A 15,820-nucleotide genomic window follows, 5' to 3' on the forward strand; every position below is an offset into this window, starting at 1 on the left:
AGAGCTGAACCTAGTGACGATGCTTCCGTTCATATAGAAAAAGGATAGATCACCGAATTGCTTCTTGGACCTATCCTTTGCGTTTATTATGCTTGTTTTGCCTCAATTGTTTCTGTCACAATAATCGAATCTTTTACAGACTCTACCATTGAACAGTTTTTAATCGCTGTTTCTAACGACTTTTCTAACACTGCTTGCTTTAAATTATCACCCGTCACGACAAAGTGAATATCAATCTTTGTAATTTTATCTACTTGCTCCGCATCACGCTCAACATTTGCTGTAAATGTAATGTCCGTAAATGGAATGCGTTTTTTCTCTAAAATTTTCTTTAATACGCCACCACTACATACTGCAACTGATGATACAAGGAGTTGATATGGGCGAAAGCCAATCTCTGCGTTACCTGATACGGTTAATTCACCAAACTCAAAATTTGTTGAAAATGCACCTGTATTTGTTAATGTAAATTCCATAGCATATGCCTCACTTTATGTATTTTTTTAATCCTACCATATATGTAGGAAAAGTTCGACCACATTGCTTCCAAACAGCAGAACACAAGAAAAGAGGTAGGAGAAATTTCGTCATTTCTCCTACCTCTTTTTAATGTGCGTCGTGTTTATTTTTTACGCTCCGTCGCGTATTCCGCTGCCGCTGTAAATACAACGTCAGAAGATGAGTTTAAAGCTGTCTCACAAGAGTCCTGTACAACGCCAATAATAAAGCCAATCGCAACAATTTGCATTGCAATATCTGCTGGAACACCAAATAAGCTTGTTGCTAATGGAATTAATAAAAGTGAGCCGCCTGCAACGCCTGAAGCTCCTGCTGCTGACACTGCTGCTAATACAACTAAAATTAACGCAGTCCAAATATCTACTTCAATATTTAATGTGTTAGCTCCGGCTAACGATAATACCGCAATAGTTACTGCCGCGCCTGCCATGTTAATTGTCGCACCTAACGGAATTGATACGGCATATGTATCTTTATTTAAATTTAACTTTTCACATAATTTCATATTCACTGGGATATTCGCTGCTGAGCTTCGTGTAAAGAATGCTGTTACAGCACTTTCACGTAATGTTAGCAATACAAGTGGATATGGATTACGACGTGTCACAATAAATACGATGAGTGGATTAATGACTAATGCAATAAAGAACATTGACCCGACTAATACAACAAGTAGACGACCATATTCCCCTAATGCTGATAAACCATTTACCGCAACCGCTTCGTACACTAAACCTAAAATACCAATTGGTGCAAATTGAATGACTGCTTGTACAACTTTAGAAATTGCATCTGACAGATTGCTAATAACCTCTTTTGTCGTCGCACTAGCTGCCTTTAATGCAACTCCAAGTACAACTGCCCACGCTAAAATACCAATATAATTTGCTTCTGCAATTGCTGTTATAGGATTCGATACAATATTAAAGAGTAATGTCTGTAACACTTCGCCTATGCCACTCGGTGCACTTACTTCCTCTGCACCTTGCGTTAATGTCAACGTAGTTGGGAATAAAAAGCTTGCCACAACCGCTACAAAACCAGCCGATAACGTACCGATTGCATACAACCCTAAAATCATTTTCATATTTGTTTTTTTACCTGCTTCGTGACTTGCAATCGCGTGAATAACTAATACAAATACTAAAATTGGCGCGACTGCTTTTAATGCACCTACGAATAAGGAACCTAGCAGTGCAATTACTGCTGCATCTGGTAACAATAATGCGAATGCAATACCGATAACGATACCGGCAATAATACGTGTTACAAGATTGATGTTCGTCCATGCTTGCCATACGTTCTTCATGTCATTTCCCCCGAATATACTCGCCCATTCCACCGTACATTTTGTTCTTTTACCGTGTCATTATGAGTGTAAGATATAGACATTCTAACATGTCTAAAATGATTGTAAAGTAGTTTTTGCTATATCAAAATACAAAAATATGTACATTTGTACGTCTCAAACGCACAGAAAAAGCGGAATAACGGCGTTTCTCACGTTATTCCGCTGTGTTAAATTATTTTTATAGTTTTACGAAAGGAGCTTCATTAGCATGTCGTAAAACATCACACCGAATGATCCAATCGCATATAATGTAGCCATCCCGAATACCGACCCTAAAACAATAATTGCACTTGGTGTTTTCATCTCTTGGACTAACGGCAGCTCTTTGTTGTGATTTGTTGTGTTGTTTACATTTGCCATATGAAACGCCTCCTAAGTATATGAAGTAAAGCTCGTCCCAAATCCTAGTGTCATTATGTTTTGTAGAAAAAATCATTTTTCTGTCGTTTAAGATGTTTTCTTCTACCTTGTACTTATCATATACCACGTTCACATTTTTTTCAAACTTTTTATTACTCCACATTCCTTTACAAATGATAATCGTCTTAAAATCCTTTATTTAAAAGACTTTTAAATAAAAAATAATTTTTGTAATCGTTTTCATTTAATGTTTTATTTTTTAAATTTTAGCGTATTTACCCTAAAAGAAAGCGCTTTACTTTTTACCGAACAGCGATATTTTTTCGTTTTTTATAAAAAACAATTGACAAAATACATATTATCTCCTAATTAGCAAAAAAATGAAAATTCATACTGTTTTTATATTTTTTTCGCGTTATAATACGTAGAGTTCCTAAATAGGTTTAAAGGTGCACCTTATGTGAATAAATGTTCAAAAAAGCACACATATTCTAGAAAAATAAGACAACAAAGAGGTGCATACGGTTTATGAAACAAAAATTACTCTTCCCTTCTATCGGAAGAAAGTTGCTATTAACACTTTTACTCTTTTTAATGCTGCCAGCAATGACAGTGGGTATAATTGCTCATGATAGTGTTGTTAACAGTATTAAACACGAACAAGTACACGCTGCACAAACAAGTTTACAATTACTCGATGATAAGTTAACAGACATTCTTGAGCGGGAGTTACATGATGCGACATATTTTGCTGACACGATTACAGCAGACTTAGCACAGCCCGTGAATGAAGACACCTTACGTAAAAACTTAGATGTTTATTTAGCGCAACACCCGGAAGCACTTATAGCCTATGTCGGTACTTCTGAAGGTCAAATGATTCGTATGCCGACGTTTGAATATTCCAAAGCATACGACCCACGTACCCGCCCTTGGTATAGCGGTGCGTTGGAAACAAATGGTGTATACATAACAGAACCTTATTTATCTTCAAGTACAAATGAACTTGTGATTACTGTATCGAAACAACTTACGAATGGAAAAGGTGTATTCGGTATTGACTTGAGTATTGCAACATTATCGAATGCTGCACAATCGATTCATATTGGCGAGCTTGGTTACGTCACTATTCTTGACCAAGAAGGACGTTATATTGCTTCGCCAAACGGCACCGGTGGACAGGCAGCGAGCGAATCCTATGTAGAAAAGCTATATACCGATGAGGCGATGCAATTTGATGTAGACGATACAACCGTTATTAGTACATCAAATGCCATTACTGGCTGGAAACTTGCAGCAACAACATTCCATGAAGAAGCTATCGTAGCTGCAAAAACTACACGTGACACCATTGCTATCGTTGTGAGTATCTCATTAGTTATCGGTATTATTGTCATGATTTTCTTCATCCGCTCTATTACACGTCCAATCCATCTATTACGACGAGGAATGGAAACATTAAGCGCCGGCGATTTAACGACCGAGCTAACGATTCGCTCAAAGGATGAGTTCGGACTGCTCGCAAAATCGTTTACACAGATGAAAGAAAATATGAGCGATTTATTAAAAGATACAAAAGAAAGTGCAGATGCTGTGAGGCAGGCGTCTCATGTGCTAGCACAAAATACAGATGAAACAATGGCAAGCTCGCAACAAATTACAGATGCGATGCTCCAAATTACGAGAAATACCGAAACACAATCTATCGGTATTGAACAAGCGACTGATTCTATCTCGGAAATTGCTCAAGGTATTACGTATACAGCGGAACATACCGCAGAAGTGCTCGAACTTTCACAACACGCAACGGAACTGGCTCAGTCAGGAACATTAGCGATTCAAAATACCGTGACACAAATGAGTTCGATTCAATCATCGGTTGCATTAACTGATGAAAAAGTACGTACCCTTTATGACCGTACGAAAGAAATTGGTAGCATTTTAGACGTGATTCACAACATTTCCGATCAAACAAACTTACTGGCATTAAATGCGTCAATTGAAGCGGCACGTGCAGGTGAACATGGAAAAGGCTTTGCTGTTGTGGCAGAGGAAGTGCGAAAATTAGCAGAAGACTCTCGTACGTCTACAATTAAAATTGCCCAACTCATTAAAGAGGTGCAGCAATATACAGCAGACTCTGTTCAGTTTATGCAACAGGCAACAGACGAAGTGCAAGCAGGGATTACGGTAAGTAAAGATACGGCTCAAAGATTCACAGAAATCGTAGACAATACGCATCACATTACCCCAAAAATCGAAAATGTTTCAGCCATTGCTGAACAAATGTCAGCTGCACTTCAACAAGTGAATGCGACGACACAAGAGCTAACGATTCATGCCCGTGACAATGCGGCTGTATCCGAAGAAGTTTCAGCGTTCAGTGAAGAAGCATTGGCATCTACTGCTCAAATGCAACAAGCAACACAGCAACTTGTTACACTAGCAAGTCATTTGGACGATTCGATTAAACGTTTTAAAACATCATAACAAAGCATTTACATGCAAAAAGAAGCATAGACGAAGCTGCGCTCGTCTATGCTTCTTTTGATGTTGTCATTCGCGTCAGCACATTTAAAATTCAAATTGCGGGACACGTGGACGTTGCCAATTTGACTGTACGTGGTGTACTTGTCCATTCGTATAGACGACTGCCCCACGCACAATTGTTGTTGAGATGGTACATGGAAAGCGATGCCCCATATACAAACTCTCCTTATGTTTCGCGAAAAAATTATGTTGTGTTGCCGTAAATGACGACATCTCGACCATTACAATATCTGCGTCATAACTAATTGCTATTTTACCTTTTTGTAGTAGTCCGAAGCGTTCGGCAGGAGCTTGTGCTGTCCAGCGTGCAACCTCGGTCATAGGTAATTGCAAAGTCAGCGCTAGTTCAATTGCCGCTTGTAATGTATATTGCCCTCCACTAATCCCTCCCCACATCTCAAAAAAGTTATCGCCTTGCTTCAGTGTCGATGGTGCAGGTGAATGGTCTGACGCTAAAAAATCAATGGAACCATCTGCTAAACATTGACGCAATGCGGCTACTTGCTGTGGTGTGCGCAGTGGTGGTGCACATTTTGCAACAGCTCCTTTTTCAACTAATGCCTCGTGCGAATACAGTAAATAATGCGGACATGTTTCAAGTGTTACATCTTGCCCTTTTTCCTTTGCTCGTTGAATTGCTGAAATTGCCTCAGCACTACTAATATGTACAAAATGTAGCGGACAGCCTGTAATCGCCGCATACTGTAACACACGCTCGACCGCTTCTACTTCCGCTTCGACCGGTCTTGTCGCTGCATAATCATCTGCAGTTGTTTGCTGACGCGCTTGCTTCTCTTTCGTTAGCCACGTCGTGATTTCAGCACTTTCTGCATGCAAAGCTAACACTTTTCCTAAACAAGCAATTTCTTGCATACCACTTAGTAAAGTTTCGGCATCTACATGTTCAAACTCCTCATTTCCACTTGGTGAAATAAATGCTTTAAAGCCAATCACTCCTGCCTTTGCCATTCCTTCTAATTCACCAATATTGCCAGGAACAAGCCCTCCCCAAAGCGCAAAATCTACATAGCTTGATGTGAGACCCCGTTGTGCTTTATCGTGTACATACTGTGCTGTAACCGTTGAAGGAATACCGTTTAATGGCATATCAATAAATGTTGTCACGCCACCTGCTGCCATCATTTGAGAGCCGGTAACAAACCCTTCCCACTCTGCACGACCAGGGTCACTAAAATGAACATGGCTGTCGACAACACCTGGAAAGACATATTTCCCTGTTGCGTCAATTTCTTGTTTAGCTGATGCTTCGATGTTTGGCGCAATCATCGTAATAACACCATCTTGTATACCGATATCCATTTGCTTGAGTTCATGTTCAAGTACTACAAGCCCTTGTCGAATAATTGTTGCGAACATATTCATCCCCACCAGTTCTTTTCGTTTTATTATAGAGAGATTTTTAGCACGAGACATTGCCGTGAACGCTGAAAAACACATATTTTTTTAGTTATTTTCACTAAGTACATCACTATTTGTTACTACATATTGTTTATTATTTGGTTGTAGTGCTATAAGTACAAGTGAACATAACGTTCAGAAGGGGGCTTTATCCATGTCTGAAGAAATGAACCAAGTCAATCAGAAGATACAAGATTTAACTCCAGAAGAAAAAGATGCGATTTTAGAAAACTTTAACGAATTTAAAAGTTATTTAAATGACCAGCTTGAAAAAGGAAAGAAGCTCGGATTAAGTGATGAGTTTTTAGCAAAAGGCGCAAAGTTTGTTGCAGACCATCTCGCTAAAAATGAAGAACCACGAAATCGTGAGCAAAAACTGTTGCAAGAAATGTGGAAAGTCGCTGATGAAGATGCTAAAAAACACATTGCATACGTCCTTGTGAAAATGGTCCAAAGTGAATAAATGATGATACGGAGCTGTCTTCCTTTGAAGGCAGCTCTTTTTATGTAGGAAAAGTAAGTGAATGTTCGTAGGTTATTTGCACGCTTCATGATATACTATTGTTTATGCATATTGCTCAAGAAGCAATACAAAAGGAGAATTATACGTGAGTAAAGAACAACAAAACACGCTACCTGAAAACTTCAGTGAGCTAAAAAAATCAGTGAACCGTCAAGCCAATTGGGAAGAACGTCGTCATGCCGTGAATGAATTAGCACAATACAACACGGATGAAACAACGAAAATTTTAACATATGTTGCAAAAGCAGATTTAGTAACAGCTGTTCGTGAAGCTGCTGCACAAGCATTAAAAAACATGGGTAAACCTGTACCAGCTTACGAAGCGCCAAAAGGTGAACTTATGAAAGATATGCCAAAAGTATTTTTACGTTTAAAAAAGAGCTTACCCGCTGACCATACAGTAGAAGACTTTAAAGAAAAATTAGCGAAAACACGTAGCGATATGTATAACACATATGAAGGTGAAAAAGGCGCACAGTTTGATGCGTGGATTCACGACATGTGGGAAAAAACAATTACACGTAAATAAGCCATATCCCCGTCCTCTTACGAATTTTTTGTAAGGGGATTTTCTTTTGTACTTCCCTATGCCAACAGTCGTTTGTCCTTTGAGGTTTTCGATAATAATCGAATAGATATTGTTAAAATATAGGAAAGATATTTATTTTGGTGAAAAAAGGTTGGGACAAAAAAATCCCCTTCAGCAACGACAACTGCTGAAGGGGATTTTTCTGCTTTGGTGCTACGCCACATAGCGAACACATTGCGCAGACATAGCGTTATTCCCTTACGCTCTCCTCTATTCATTCACTTCACTGCTGTTCCATCCATGCTATTATTTTTTTTCGTAACGCTGGTGATGGACGCGCTTTATTTTTTTCGATATTGCTAATATGTGGTGCGGTTACACCTAATTGTTCCGCAAGCTGTAAAATAGTAAGCTTCTTTGATTTGCGCAACGCTGTGAGTTGCGCTCCCACTACATCATCCTTTTGTGTCGGTGGTGGTGCTTGTCGGTAGCGATTATTTTGCTCAATCGATGCGTAATGCTCCTTCACTTGGTCGGCTGGCTCAATAATGAGTGCTGTGTTTAACCAATACTTTGCCCATCCTCTTGTTGTGGCAATTTGTTCATCCCATTTCACATAATGCCAATCTGCAATAACCCCATCTTGCATAAGTGTATCCAATGTTTTCTCAAGACGCTCTCTCGTACGCATCGGTGCACGCTCGTTTAATGTTTCCCCCATCGCATGTAAAATGGTCCGTACTTTATTTGGCTGTAAATAGTTCCCTTTAAACGCTTGCGTACGCCAACGCCAACTTAAATAACGACTTAATTGCTTTTCGGCACTCATACGATAAGCATGATAGGTGAGAGCTACAATCGGCAATAACGCCAATTGCTTTTTCGGCGCTAATAAATATTTCGCAAACAATGTATCGACCGTATACGTTATTTTAGTTCTACATGTTGTTGCACGAATTTTATCGGGTTCTCCAGTCGCTGTTTGAAACAAAAAAATTCGTCCTTGCGCCCGTACTTGTGTCGGCTTATTTTGTTTATACAATGTCGTTTGATCGACTGTTACCAATAAGCTTTGAATGTGTTGAAGTGCTCCAATAATTTGTTCCTTTTGCTTTTTTTCAAAGCCACCGCGTCGTCCTTGCCCGCCTAGCTTCTCCCGCAAGCCTCTCATTTTCAAAATATCGGCTAGCTCAACTTCAATCGTATCTGTCGGATGCTTCGCACGGTATATAAATAACACACATAAAATATCTAACACATCTACCGCAATTGTCGATAGTTGCACACGATGTTCATGTGCTCGTTCCAGTCGCTGTACTTCATCGTCGATACAGCACGGATGAATCATAATCGAGCCATTTGTACGTCCTTTTGAAAAAGTCGCAGTCGGATATGTATCGGGCGCTGTTGTAAAATTCTTTTGGTACATGACTTCTCGAATCGCTTGATACACAACAAAGTTTGGCACTGACACATAATTCGGCACAGCGGTTAACTGTGAAAAATCAGTCGTTGCATCGCGTTGCTGCGACTTATCATACTGCGCTAGTATTTCATTCACTTCCTGCACCATCAACGTCACGAAGCTCTGATAATAGTGTTTCGATTCCTCATTCATTTGCTGCAAAAAGCGCTCATTTTGCATAAACTGGATGTTTAACGTTTCTAAAAACAGAGCATTAAATTGCTGTCTTGTTGCTTGTTCAAGCTGCTGCACACCGTAATGCAAAATTAAATGCTCTAACGTTTTTTCAGTAATGCGCTGCTTCCACCATGCATTATAATCCTTCCATGTTGCGATTTCTCGCCCTTTCACTTTTTCTACTAATGCCGCTTCCACATGCTTAAATAATGACATTAGCTGCGCGCTACTTGTTACGGTCGACAACGTAACATGTGGGCGCTGCTTTAACGCATATAACACCGCAAATTGAATAAAATTTGAAATCACTTTCTCACGTGCCTGCTGACGAATCGTCACATATAGTTGTTCATTCATATAGTAGCTGTCCGCTGTTAACACATAAATTTTAAAGTCTTTTAAAAACATTGTGCTATCTGTTACATCAATATTTTCCGCTAAAAACTGCTCCATCTGTAATGCGCTCATCTCATTCATCTCATAAATGAACAGCGTAAAAAACGCATCAATTTTTTCGGTAAATCGCTCGGTCATTTGCGCTAATACATTGTCATGCCACGGTGTTACGATTGGTTGCACATGCTCATTCATCCCCATTACCCCCAGGATTCAAATTTTACACAAAGCAGAATTTTTCAGTCATTTAACACAATATTAACACATTTTACAGAAAATCCATACAACATCCCCTATTTCAATCCGTGTCGTATCAACGTTTGTAAGCAATAGAGAACGTGCATACTAGACGCAAATGTGAATGCGCTTACAAAGTCACATTGTTGTGGTCACATATAGCGAAAGTCGGGTCTACAAAGCCGCTAAAGTTTTTTCGTATTTTTTAAATACCTTACGAATCAAGTAATTGAGCATATTATGGCATCATATTAACTCATTAAATAGTGTATTAAATTAGCGAGCTACGTTTTCAAACTATTCAAAAACGAATTGTTAACATAATGTGACAGGTGATACATCTGAAAGACAAACTGGGGGTATGGACAATGTTAAACCAAAATGTTGAATCGTTACGACCTTTGTTTAAACCACAAACTGTTGCGGTATTAGGAGCATCGACAAGCCCATATAAAATTGGCTACTTACAAATTAAAGCGTTATTAGATGGCAAATTTGATGGTGAAATCTTCCCGATTCATCCAACAGCAGATGAAATTGCTGGCTTACCTTGTTATCCATCGCTTTCGGCTACACCGAAGCAAGTAGACTTAGTTATCTTTTGCGTCGGCTATGACCAAATTAAAGATAGCTTAGCAGACTGTGCAAAGCATGGCGTAAAGTCAGCCATTATTTTTGCCTCAGGATTTTCAGAAGCTGGTGAAGAAGGTCAACAACTTCAGCAAGAATTGGCACAGCTTGCGAAACAATATGGCATTCGTGTTGTTGGACCAAACTGCGTTGGTTTAGTCAACACGAGCAATGGCTTAATCGGTACATTCACACCGTCTATTTTAACCGTGCCACAAAACGGTAAAAAAGGTGTTGGCTATATTTCTCAAAGTGGTGCATTTGGAATTTTAACTTATATGGCTGCCGCCAAGCATGGTGTTTTATTCAACTACTTCGTGAGCACGGGGAACGAAATGGAATCGAGCTTTGAGGACTTCGTTGAATATATGATTCACGATGATGAAACAAATGTAATTAGCGGTTACTTAGAAGGCGCGAAATACCCCGACCAATTAAAAGTGCTAGCGAAGCAAGCACTGAAAAAGAAAAAGCCGATTATTTTAATGAAAACGGGACGTAGTGACGCAGGTAGTCGTGCTGCTGCTTCTCATACAGGTTCATTAGCTGGCTCGGATAAAGTGTATGATGGCTTCTTCCGTCAGCACGGTATTATTCGTGCAGAAGATTTCGATGACATTGTCGCTTTCTCTAAAATCTTCAATCCAGAAAAACTGCCAACAGGTAAAAATACGGTCATTATTACAAGCTCAGGTGGACGCGGTATTAATGAAGCAGACCGTTGTGAAGGCTATGGCTTAAACATTATGGAATTAAGTGAGCAAACGAAAACGGCTATTCGTGAATACTTACCGAGTTATGCAAGTGTAACAAATCCAATTGACTTAACCGCTGCCGCTTCTGTCGCAAACCCAGAATATTATTTGTATCCAATGCGTGCACTCGTAAATGACCCAGACGTGGACAATATTATTTTCACAGAATTCCCGTATATGTGGCATGCAGACACACCAGAGTTACAAGAATTTTTAACACTTTGTCGCAACAGCAATAAAACGGTGCTTGTCTGTCCATTCCCATTAGATGAGCAAATGACGTATCCAGCCGCGACATCGTTATTAATTGAAAACGGCATTTCTGTGATTCCATGTGACTTAAATCCGATTCGCGCACTCTCTAAGCTTGTTGACTACAGTGAGCGTGTACGTCTTGAAAATGCGATTGCCGACGAGCAAGAAGCAGTGACGACACCTATTGATTTAAGCGATATTGTAACGCCTGGTCAATTATTAAGTGAAGCACAAGCAAGTGAAGTGTTACAGCGTTACGGTATCCCGACACCACAGCGATTTATCGCAACGTCCGTAGAGCAAGCGATTGACCAAGCACGCGTTATTGGCTTCCCAGTCGTCATGAAAATTGATTCACCAGACATTCCACATAAAACAGAAGCAGATGCCATTCGCCTAAATCTTCAAAATGAAGCAGATGTGGCGATTGCGTACGACACGATTGTCACGAACGCGAAAAACTACAAGCCAGACGCAACGATTAACGGCGTCGCTGTCATTGAAATGCTACAGCCAGGTGTCGAGCTAATTATCGGTGCGCATAATGATCCAACATTCGGTCCGGTTATCATGGCGGGCTTAGGTGGCATTTTCGTAGAAGTATTTAAAGATGTTGCCTTTAAAGTCGCACCGTTAACACGCCATGATGCGATTGATTTATTCGAACAGCTAAAAGGCAATGCCATTTTAAACGGAGCGCGCGGAAAAGCTGCTGTTGATAAAGAAGCATTAATTGATGTGCTACTCAAAGTATCTACATTAATGACCGAGCAAAAAGACTTGATTCAAGAGCTGGATATTAACCCGATTATCGCGTACGAAAAAGGCGTTAAAACAGCTGATAGCATGATTGCAACAAAACAAGCTGCACCTACAACATCTACTACACAACTGATTGGAGGCTAAACGATATGTCATTACAAGCATTGAAAGGTAAAACGGGAAAGCCATTTTCATTTCAAGTAGACCACCGTCATATTCGTCAATTTGCGCGTGCAATTGGTGACTTGAACCCTCTTTACTTTGATGAGGACTATGCGAAAGCAACCATTCATGGTGGCATTATCGCCCCCCCTACTTTTCCGGTTGTCATTACCGATGAAGACGGCGACACATTAGACCTAGGATTGGACTATAATCGCATGCTTCACGGAGAACAGCAATTTATTTACTCACGACCAATTCGTCCAAATGACCAATTAACAGGTCAAATGAAAGTAACGGATGTGTACGAGCGTGAAGGAAAAAAAGGAACGATGGAATTTCTCGTCCTCGATACAGAGATTACCGATGAACACGGCAATCATGTCGTAACGAGCCGTACTAATATTATTTATCGCCCCGTAACGGTGAAATAAACAATTCGGAAGGAGCACTTTTATGAAGACGATTACGCAATTTGTGGCTGGTCAACAGCTTCCCCCTTATACGAAAGACAAAGTAACAAAAGTACAGCTTGTCCAGTACGCAGGTGCATCTGGTGACTTTAACCCCCTTCACACAGATGATACCTTTGCTCAAAAAATCGGCATGCCAGGTGTTATCGCGCACGGCATGCTCGTAATGGGCTTCCTTGGCGAATATGTCAATAAAATCGCTGGTGATGCAGCACTTGTGAAAAACTTCAATATGCGTTTTGGTGCGATGACCTTTCCAAAAGATGTTATTACGTGTAACGGTATCGTCAAAGATGTGTATGAAGAAAACGGGAAACAAATGGTCGTTGTTACCGTAACAGCTGAAAAAGGACCTGAACAAATCGTCGGAACAGGCGAAGCAACACTGGAATTTCAATAAAAAGGAGCGGTGAATATGTCAACTATTCGTAATAAATATGCCATCGTCGGTGTCGGCGAAAGTAAACGTTCAAAAAACTCAGGTGTTACCCCACTACATTTAGCATTAGATGCAGCACGCGCAGCAATTGCCGATGCTGGTTTAGAAGCAAAAGATATTGATGGCTTCATGAGCTACTCAGAAAATGATTCATGTGGGCCGCATCAAGTTGCAACGTACTTAGGTTCTCGCCCAGGTGTCGTGAAAGAAATGCTCGGTGGTGGCAGCAGCACCGAAATGTTAATCGCCGATGCAGTCGGTTTGATCGAAACAGGTCAAGCAAAAACAGTGCTCATTTACCGCTCGATGAATGGTCGTTCTGGTATGCGTATGGGTGGCGGTGGCTGGAGTACGGACTTACTCCAAAATGCGTTCGATGGCGGCAGCTTCTTAATTCCGTACGGCGCTGGTAGTCCAGGACAATGGTTTGGCTTATTTGCAACGCGTCATATGCATTTAAACGGCTTAACACAGGAACACTTAGGGCATGTTTGTACAACATTTTATGAGCATGCACAGCGCAACCCAAACGCATTTTTCTACGGCAAGCCACTAACAATGGAAGAATATTTAGCAACAGCTCATTTAAGCTCACCGTTTACAAAGCATGATTTCTGCTTAGAATCAGACGAAGCAAATGCCATTATCGTAACATCAGCAGACCGTGCAAAAGACTGTAAATCAAACCCTGTTTACATTACAGGAATGGCGGCTCGTCAATCTGTATCTCATGCACACTACTGGAAAAACGTTGATGAGGTAGCATCAGATTATGTTGCTCCTGAACTTTATAAAGCAGCTGGCATTTCGCCAAGCGATATTGATGTCGCTTCAATTTATGATTGCTTTAGCTGGGTTGTACTCCGTCAATTAGAAGCATACGGCTTAGCACCAAAAGGCGAAATTGGCGACTTTGTAGCAGCTGGCAATTTGAAAATTGGCGGCAAACTCCCTACAAATACAGCAGGCGGCATGTTATCAGAAGGCTATACACATGGGATGAATAATGTACTTGAAATCGTCCGTCAATTACGTCACGAATATACAGGTACAGACCGTCAAGTAGAAAACTGTGAAATCGGCATTTGTACTGGCTGGGCAGGTCCAGACATCGCAGGTGCAATGATTTTAAGCAAATAGGAGGGATTTTCATGAGCGAAGAGACAAAAGTAAAATACGAAAAACCAATTCCACTAAAAACATTAGACAATGCACCGTACTGGGATGCCGCTGACCGACATGAGCTTGTGTTGCAAAAATGTACATGCTGTCACACATACAATCACCCGCCTGGCCCTGCTTGCGCGAACTGTGGTGATGTAGCACTTGAATGGGAAAACCAAGGTAGCACGATTTCAGGACATGTGTACTCTTATGTCGTTTCGTACCGCCCATTTTTACCAGGCTTCCAAAATGATTTACCCCTTGTCATTGCCGTTATTGCACTCGATCATTTACCCGATGTCAAAATTATGGGCAATGTGTTAGGTGGAAATGCAGACAATGTCACAATTGGCACAGCCGTTTCAATGGTTTGGGATGACGTTACAGAAGACCGTGCAATACCACAATGGGTACTAAAAGAAGCGTAAGGGGGAAACGACGATGGATTTCGCATATACACAGCAGGAAGAACAGTTCCGTTTAGAGCTACGTACATGGCTAGAAGAAAACTTACCAGAAGGCTGGTTAGATGGCACATTTAACATGCCAGAAGAACAAGCTGCATACGGTCAATTTTTACGTGATTGGCAGCGCAAACTGTCAGAAGGTAATTGGGCTGCCATCGCTTGGCCGAAAAAGCACGGTGGTCGTGACGCTACACTGATGGAAGAAATTATTTACCATCAAGAAATGGTGCGTGTGCAAGCGCCACCTGCCATTAACTATGTAGGTCTACATATGGTGGGCCCTACATTAATGCAAATTGGCTCACCAGAACAGCAGGAAAAATACATCGCAAAAATTTTGTCAGGCGAGGAAGTTTGGTGCCAAGGTTACTCTGAACCAAATGCAGGTTCCGACTTAGCGGCTGTACAAACTACGGCTGTAAAAGATGGCGACAAATGGATTATTAACGGACAAAAGATTTGGACAAGCTTTGCCCATTTTGCAGACCGTTGCTTCCTTGTCGCACGCACAAGTAAAGGCGAGAAAAAACACCACGGTATTACGTGCTTCTTACTCGATATGAACCAACCAGGCGTGGAAGTACGCCCGATTATTCAAATGGACGGCGAGCATGATTTTAATGAAGTGTACTTAAACGACGCGGTCGCTTACGAAGCAGATGTTATCGGTAATGTTGATGATGGCTGGCGTGTAACGATTGCGCTCCTGATGCATGAACGTACAGGTATCGGTGCGCAAGTATTCTCATTAGAACAGCAATTTGATGCACTTGTCGAATTAGCACGTAGCGTTACAACGGATGATGAAGCGTTAATTGAACAGCGTGAAGTTCGTAAGCGCCTGCTTGATTTATATATTAAATCGCGTGGCTCATTACTCAACTATTACCGTAACTTAACAAAGCAGCTAAAAGTTGGTCATCCTGGTGTGGAAGGCTCTATGGACAAATTATTTGTAAGTGAAGTGACGAAAGAATTGTTCTCAGAGGCAATTTCATTACAAGGTCACCAAGCGATTACGTGGAAGCAAGATGCGATTTACGGCGATTCATACTGGCAAAAAAATTATTTATATTCGTTCGGCCAAACAATCGGTGGCGGTACGAGCGAAATTCAAAAAAATACAATTGCAGAGCGTATTTTAGGGCTTCCTAAAGATATCGGCAAATAAACTAAACGAGGTGAAG

14 protein-coding genes are annotated in these 15,820 nt (G+C 40.8%); 9 read left to right on the forward strand and 5 right to left on the reverse strand.

Annotated features, from left to right (window positions below; translation table 11 throughout):
- Positions 1 to 86: 86 nt before the first annotated feature.
- The 3 genes from A6M13_RS08025 to A6M13_RS16255 all read right to left on the reverse strand — a co-directional run bounded on the left by A6M13_RS08025 (position 87) and on the right by A6M13_RS16255 (position 2,230).
- Complete coding sequence (locus tag A6M13_RS08025; RefSeq protein WP_066544816.1) at positions 87 to 476, reverse strand: OsmC family protein; 390 nt, start codon at positions 474 to 476, stop codon at positions 87 to 89.
- 146 nt (positions 477 to 622) lie between these two features.
- The gene (gene sstT, locus A6M13_RS08030) at positions 623 to 1,828 is read right to left on the reverse strand and encodes a serine/threonine transporter SstT (protein WP_066544818.1); all 1,206 of its coding nucleotides are present in this window, start codon (positions 1,826 to 1,828) and stop codon (positions 623 to 625) included.
- A gap of 228 nt (positions 1,829 to 2,056) precedes the next feature.
- The gene (locus A6M13_RS16255; RefSeq protein WP_169817424.1) at positions 2,057 to 2,230 is read right to left on the reverse strand and encodes a hypothetical protein; all 174 of its coding nucleotides are present in this window, start codon (positions 2,228 to 2,230) and stop codon (positions 2,057 to 2,059) included.
- Between the two features lie 528 nt (positions 2,231 to 2,758).
- On the opposite strand from A6M13_RS16255, the gene A6M13_RS08035 reads away from it, so the two are divergent.
- Complete coding sequence (locus A6M13_RS08035; protein WP_066544820.1) at positions 2,759 to 4,720, forward strand: methyl-accepting chemotaxis protein; 1,962 nt, start codon at positions 2,759 to 2,761, stop codon at positions 4,718 to 4,720.
- A gap of 84 nt (positions 4,721 to 4,804) precedes the next feature.
- On the opposite strand, the gene allB is transcribed toward A6M13_RS08035, so the two are convergent.
- Positions 4,805 to 6,163 carry an allantoinase AllB gene (allB, locus tag A6M13_RS08040; protein ID WP_083998276.1) on the reverse strand — a complete coding sequence of 453 codons (1,359 nt, stop codon included), beginning with the start codon at positions 6,161 to 6,163 and terminating at the stop codon, positions 4,805 to 4,807.
- Positions 6,164 to 6,353: 190 nt separating this feature from the next.
- Between allB and A6M13_RS08045 the strand changes: the two genes are divergently transcribed.
- Together A6M13_RS08045 and A6M13_RS08050 are read left to right on the forward strand one after the other, a co-directional pair.
- A complete protein-coding gene (locus A6M13_RS08045; protein WP_066544824.1) occupies positions 6,354 to 6,662 on the forward strand; it encodes a DUF3243 domain-containing protein in 309 nt (102 codons plus the stop codon).
- Between the two features lie 145 nt (positions 6,663 to 6,807).
- On the forward strand, positions 6,808 to 7,251 hold the full coding sequence (locus A6M13_RS08050; protein WP_066544826.1) for a HEAT repeat domain-containing protein: 444 nt from the start codon (positions 6,808 to 6,810) through the stop codon (positions 7,249 to 7,251).
- Between the two features lie 283 nt (positions 7,252 to 7,534).
- Here A6M13_RS08050 and A6M13_RS08055 read toward each other — a convergent pair whose 3' ends face one another.
- Positions 7,535 to 9,484 carry a helix-turn-helix domain-containing protein gene (locus A6M13_RS08055; protein WP_066544828.1) on the reverse strand — a complete coding sequence of 650 codons (1,950 nt, stop codon included), beginning with the start codon at positions 9,482 to 9,484 and terminating at the stop codon, positions 7,535 to 7,537.
- A 410-nt stretch (positions 9,485 to 9,894) separates the two neighbouring features.
- Here A6M13_RS08055 and A6M13_RS08060 point away from each other — a divergent pair, with 410 nt between their 5' ends.
- Genes A6M13_RS08060 through A6M13_RS08085 form a run of 6 tightly spaced genes read left to right on the forward strand, consistent with a single transcriptional unit; the run spans position 9,895 to position 15,804 of the window.
- Positions 9,895 to 12,072, forward strand: a complete 2,178-nt coding sequence (locus A6M13_RS08060) for an acetate--CoA ligase family protein (RefSeq protein WP_066544829.1) — start codon at positions 9,895 to 9,897, stop codon at positions 12,070 to 12,072.
- Between the two features lie 5 nt (positions 12,073 to 12,077).
- Entirely contained in the window at positions 12,078 to 12,524 is a 447-nt protein-coding gene (locus A6M13_RS08065; RefSeq protein ID WP_066544830.1) for a MaoC family dehydratase N-terminal domain-containing protein, read from the forward strand.
- Between the two features lie 22 nt (positions 12,525 to 12,546).
- A complete protein-coding gene (locus tag A6M13_RS08070) occupies positions 12,547 to 12,963 on the forward strand; it encodes a MaoC/PaaZ C-terminal domain-containing protein (RefSeq protein ID WP_066544832.1) in 417 nt (138 codons plus the stop codon).
- A 15-nt stretch (positions 12,964 to 12,978) separates the two neighbouring features.
- The gene (locus tag A6M13_RS08075) at positions 12,979 to 14,142 is read left to right on the forward strand and encodes a thiolase C-terminal domain-containing protein (protein ID WP_066544834.1); all 1,164 of its coding nucleotides are present in this window, start codon (positions 12,979 to 12,981) and stop codon (positions 14,140 to 14,142) included.
- Between the two features lie 11 nt (positions 14,143 to 14,153).
- Positions 14,154 to 14,594: a Zn-ribbon domain-containing OB-fold protein gene (locus A6M13_RS08080; protein WP_066544836.1), complete on the forward strand. Its 441-nt coding sequence runs from the start codon at positions 14,154 to 14,156 to the stop codon at positions 14,592 to 14,594.
- 13 nt (positions 14,595 to 14,607) lie between these two features.
- Positions 14,608 to 15,804, forward strand: coding sequence for an acyl-CoA dehydrogenase family protein (locus tag A6M13_RS08085; protein ID WP_066544837.1), 1,197 nt, complete (start codon positions 14,608 to 14,610; stop codon positions 15,802 to 15,804).
- Positions 15,805 to 15,820 lie beyond the last annotated feature (16 nt).

Source organism: Caryophanon tenue (genome assembly GCF_001700315.1).
GTDB classification, from domain to species: domain Bacteria; phylum Bacillota; class Bacilli; order Bacillales_A; family Planococcaceae; genus Caryophanon; species Caryophanon tenue.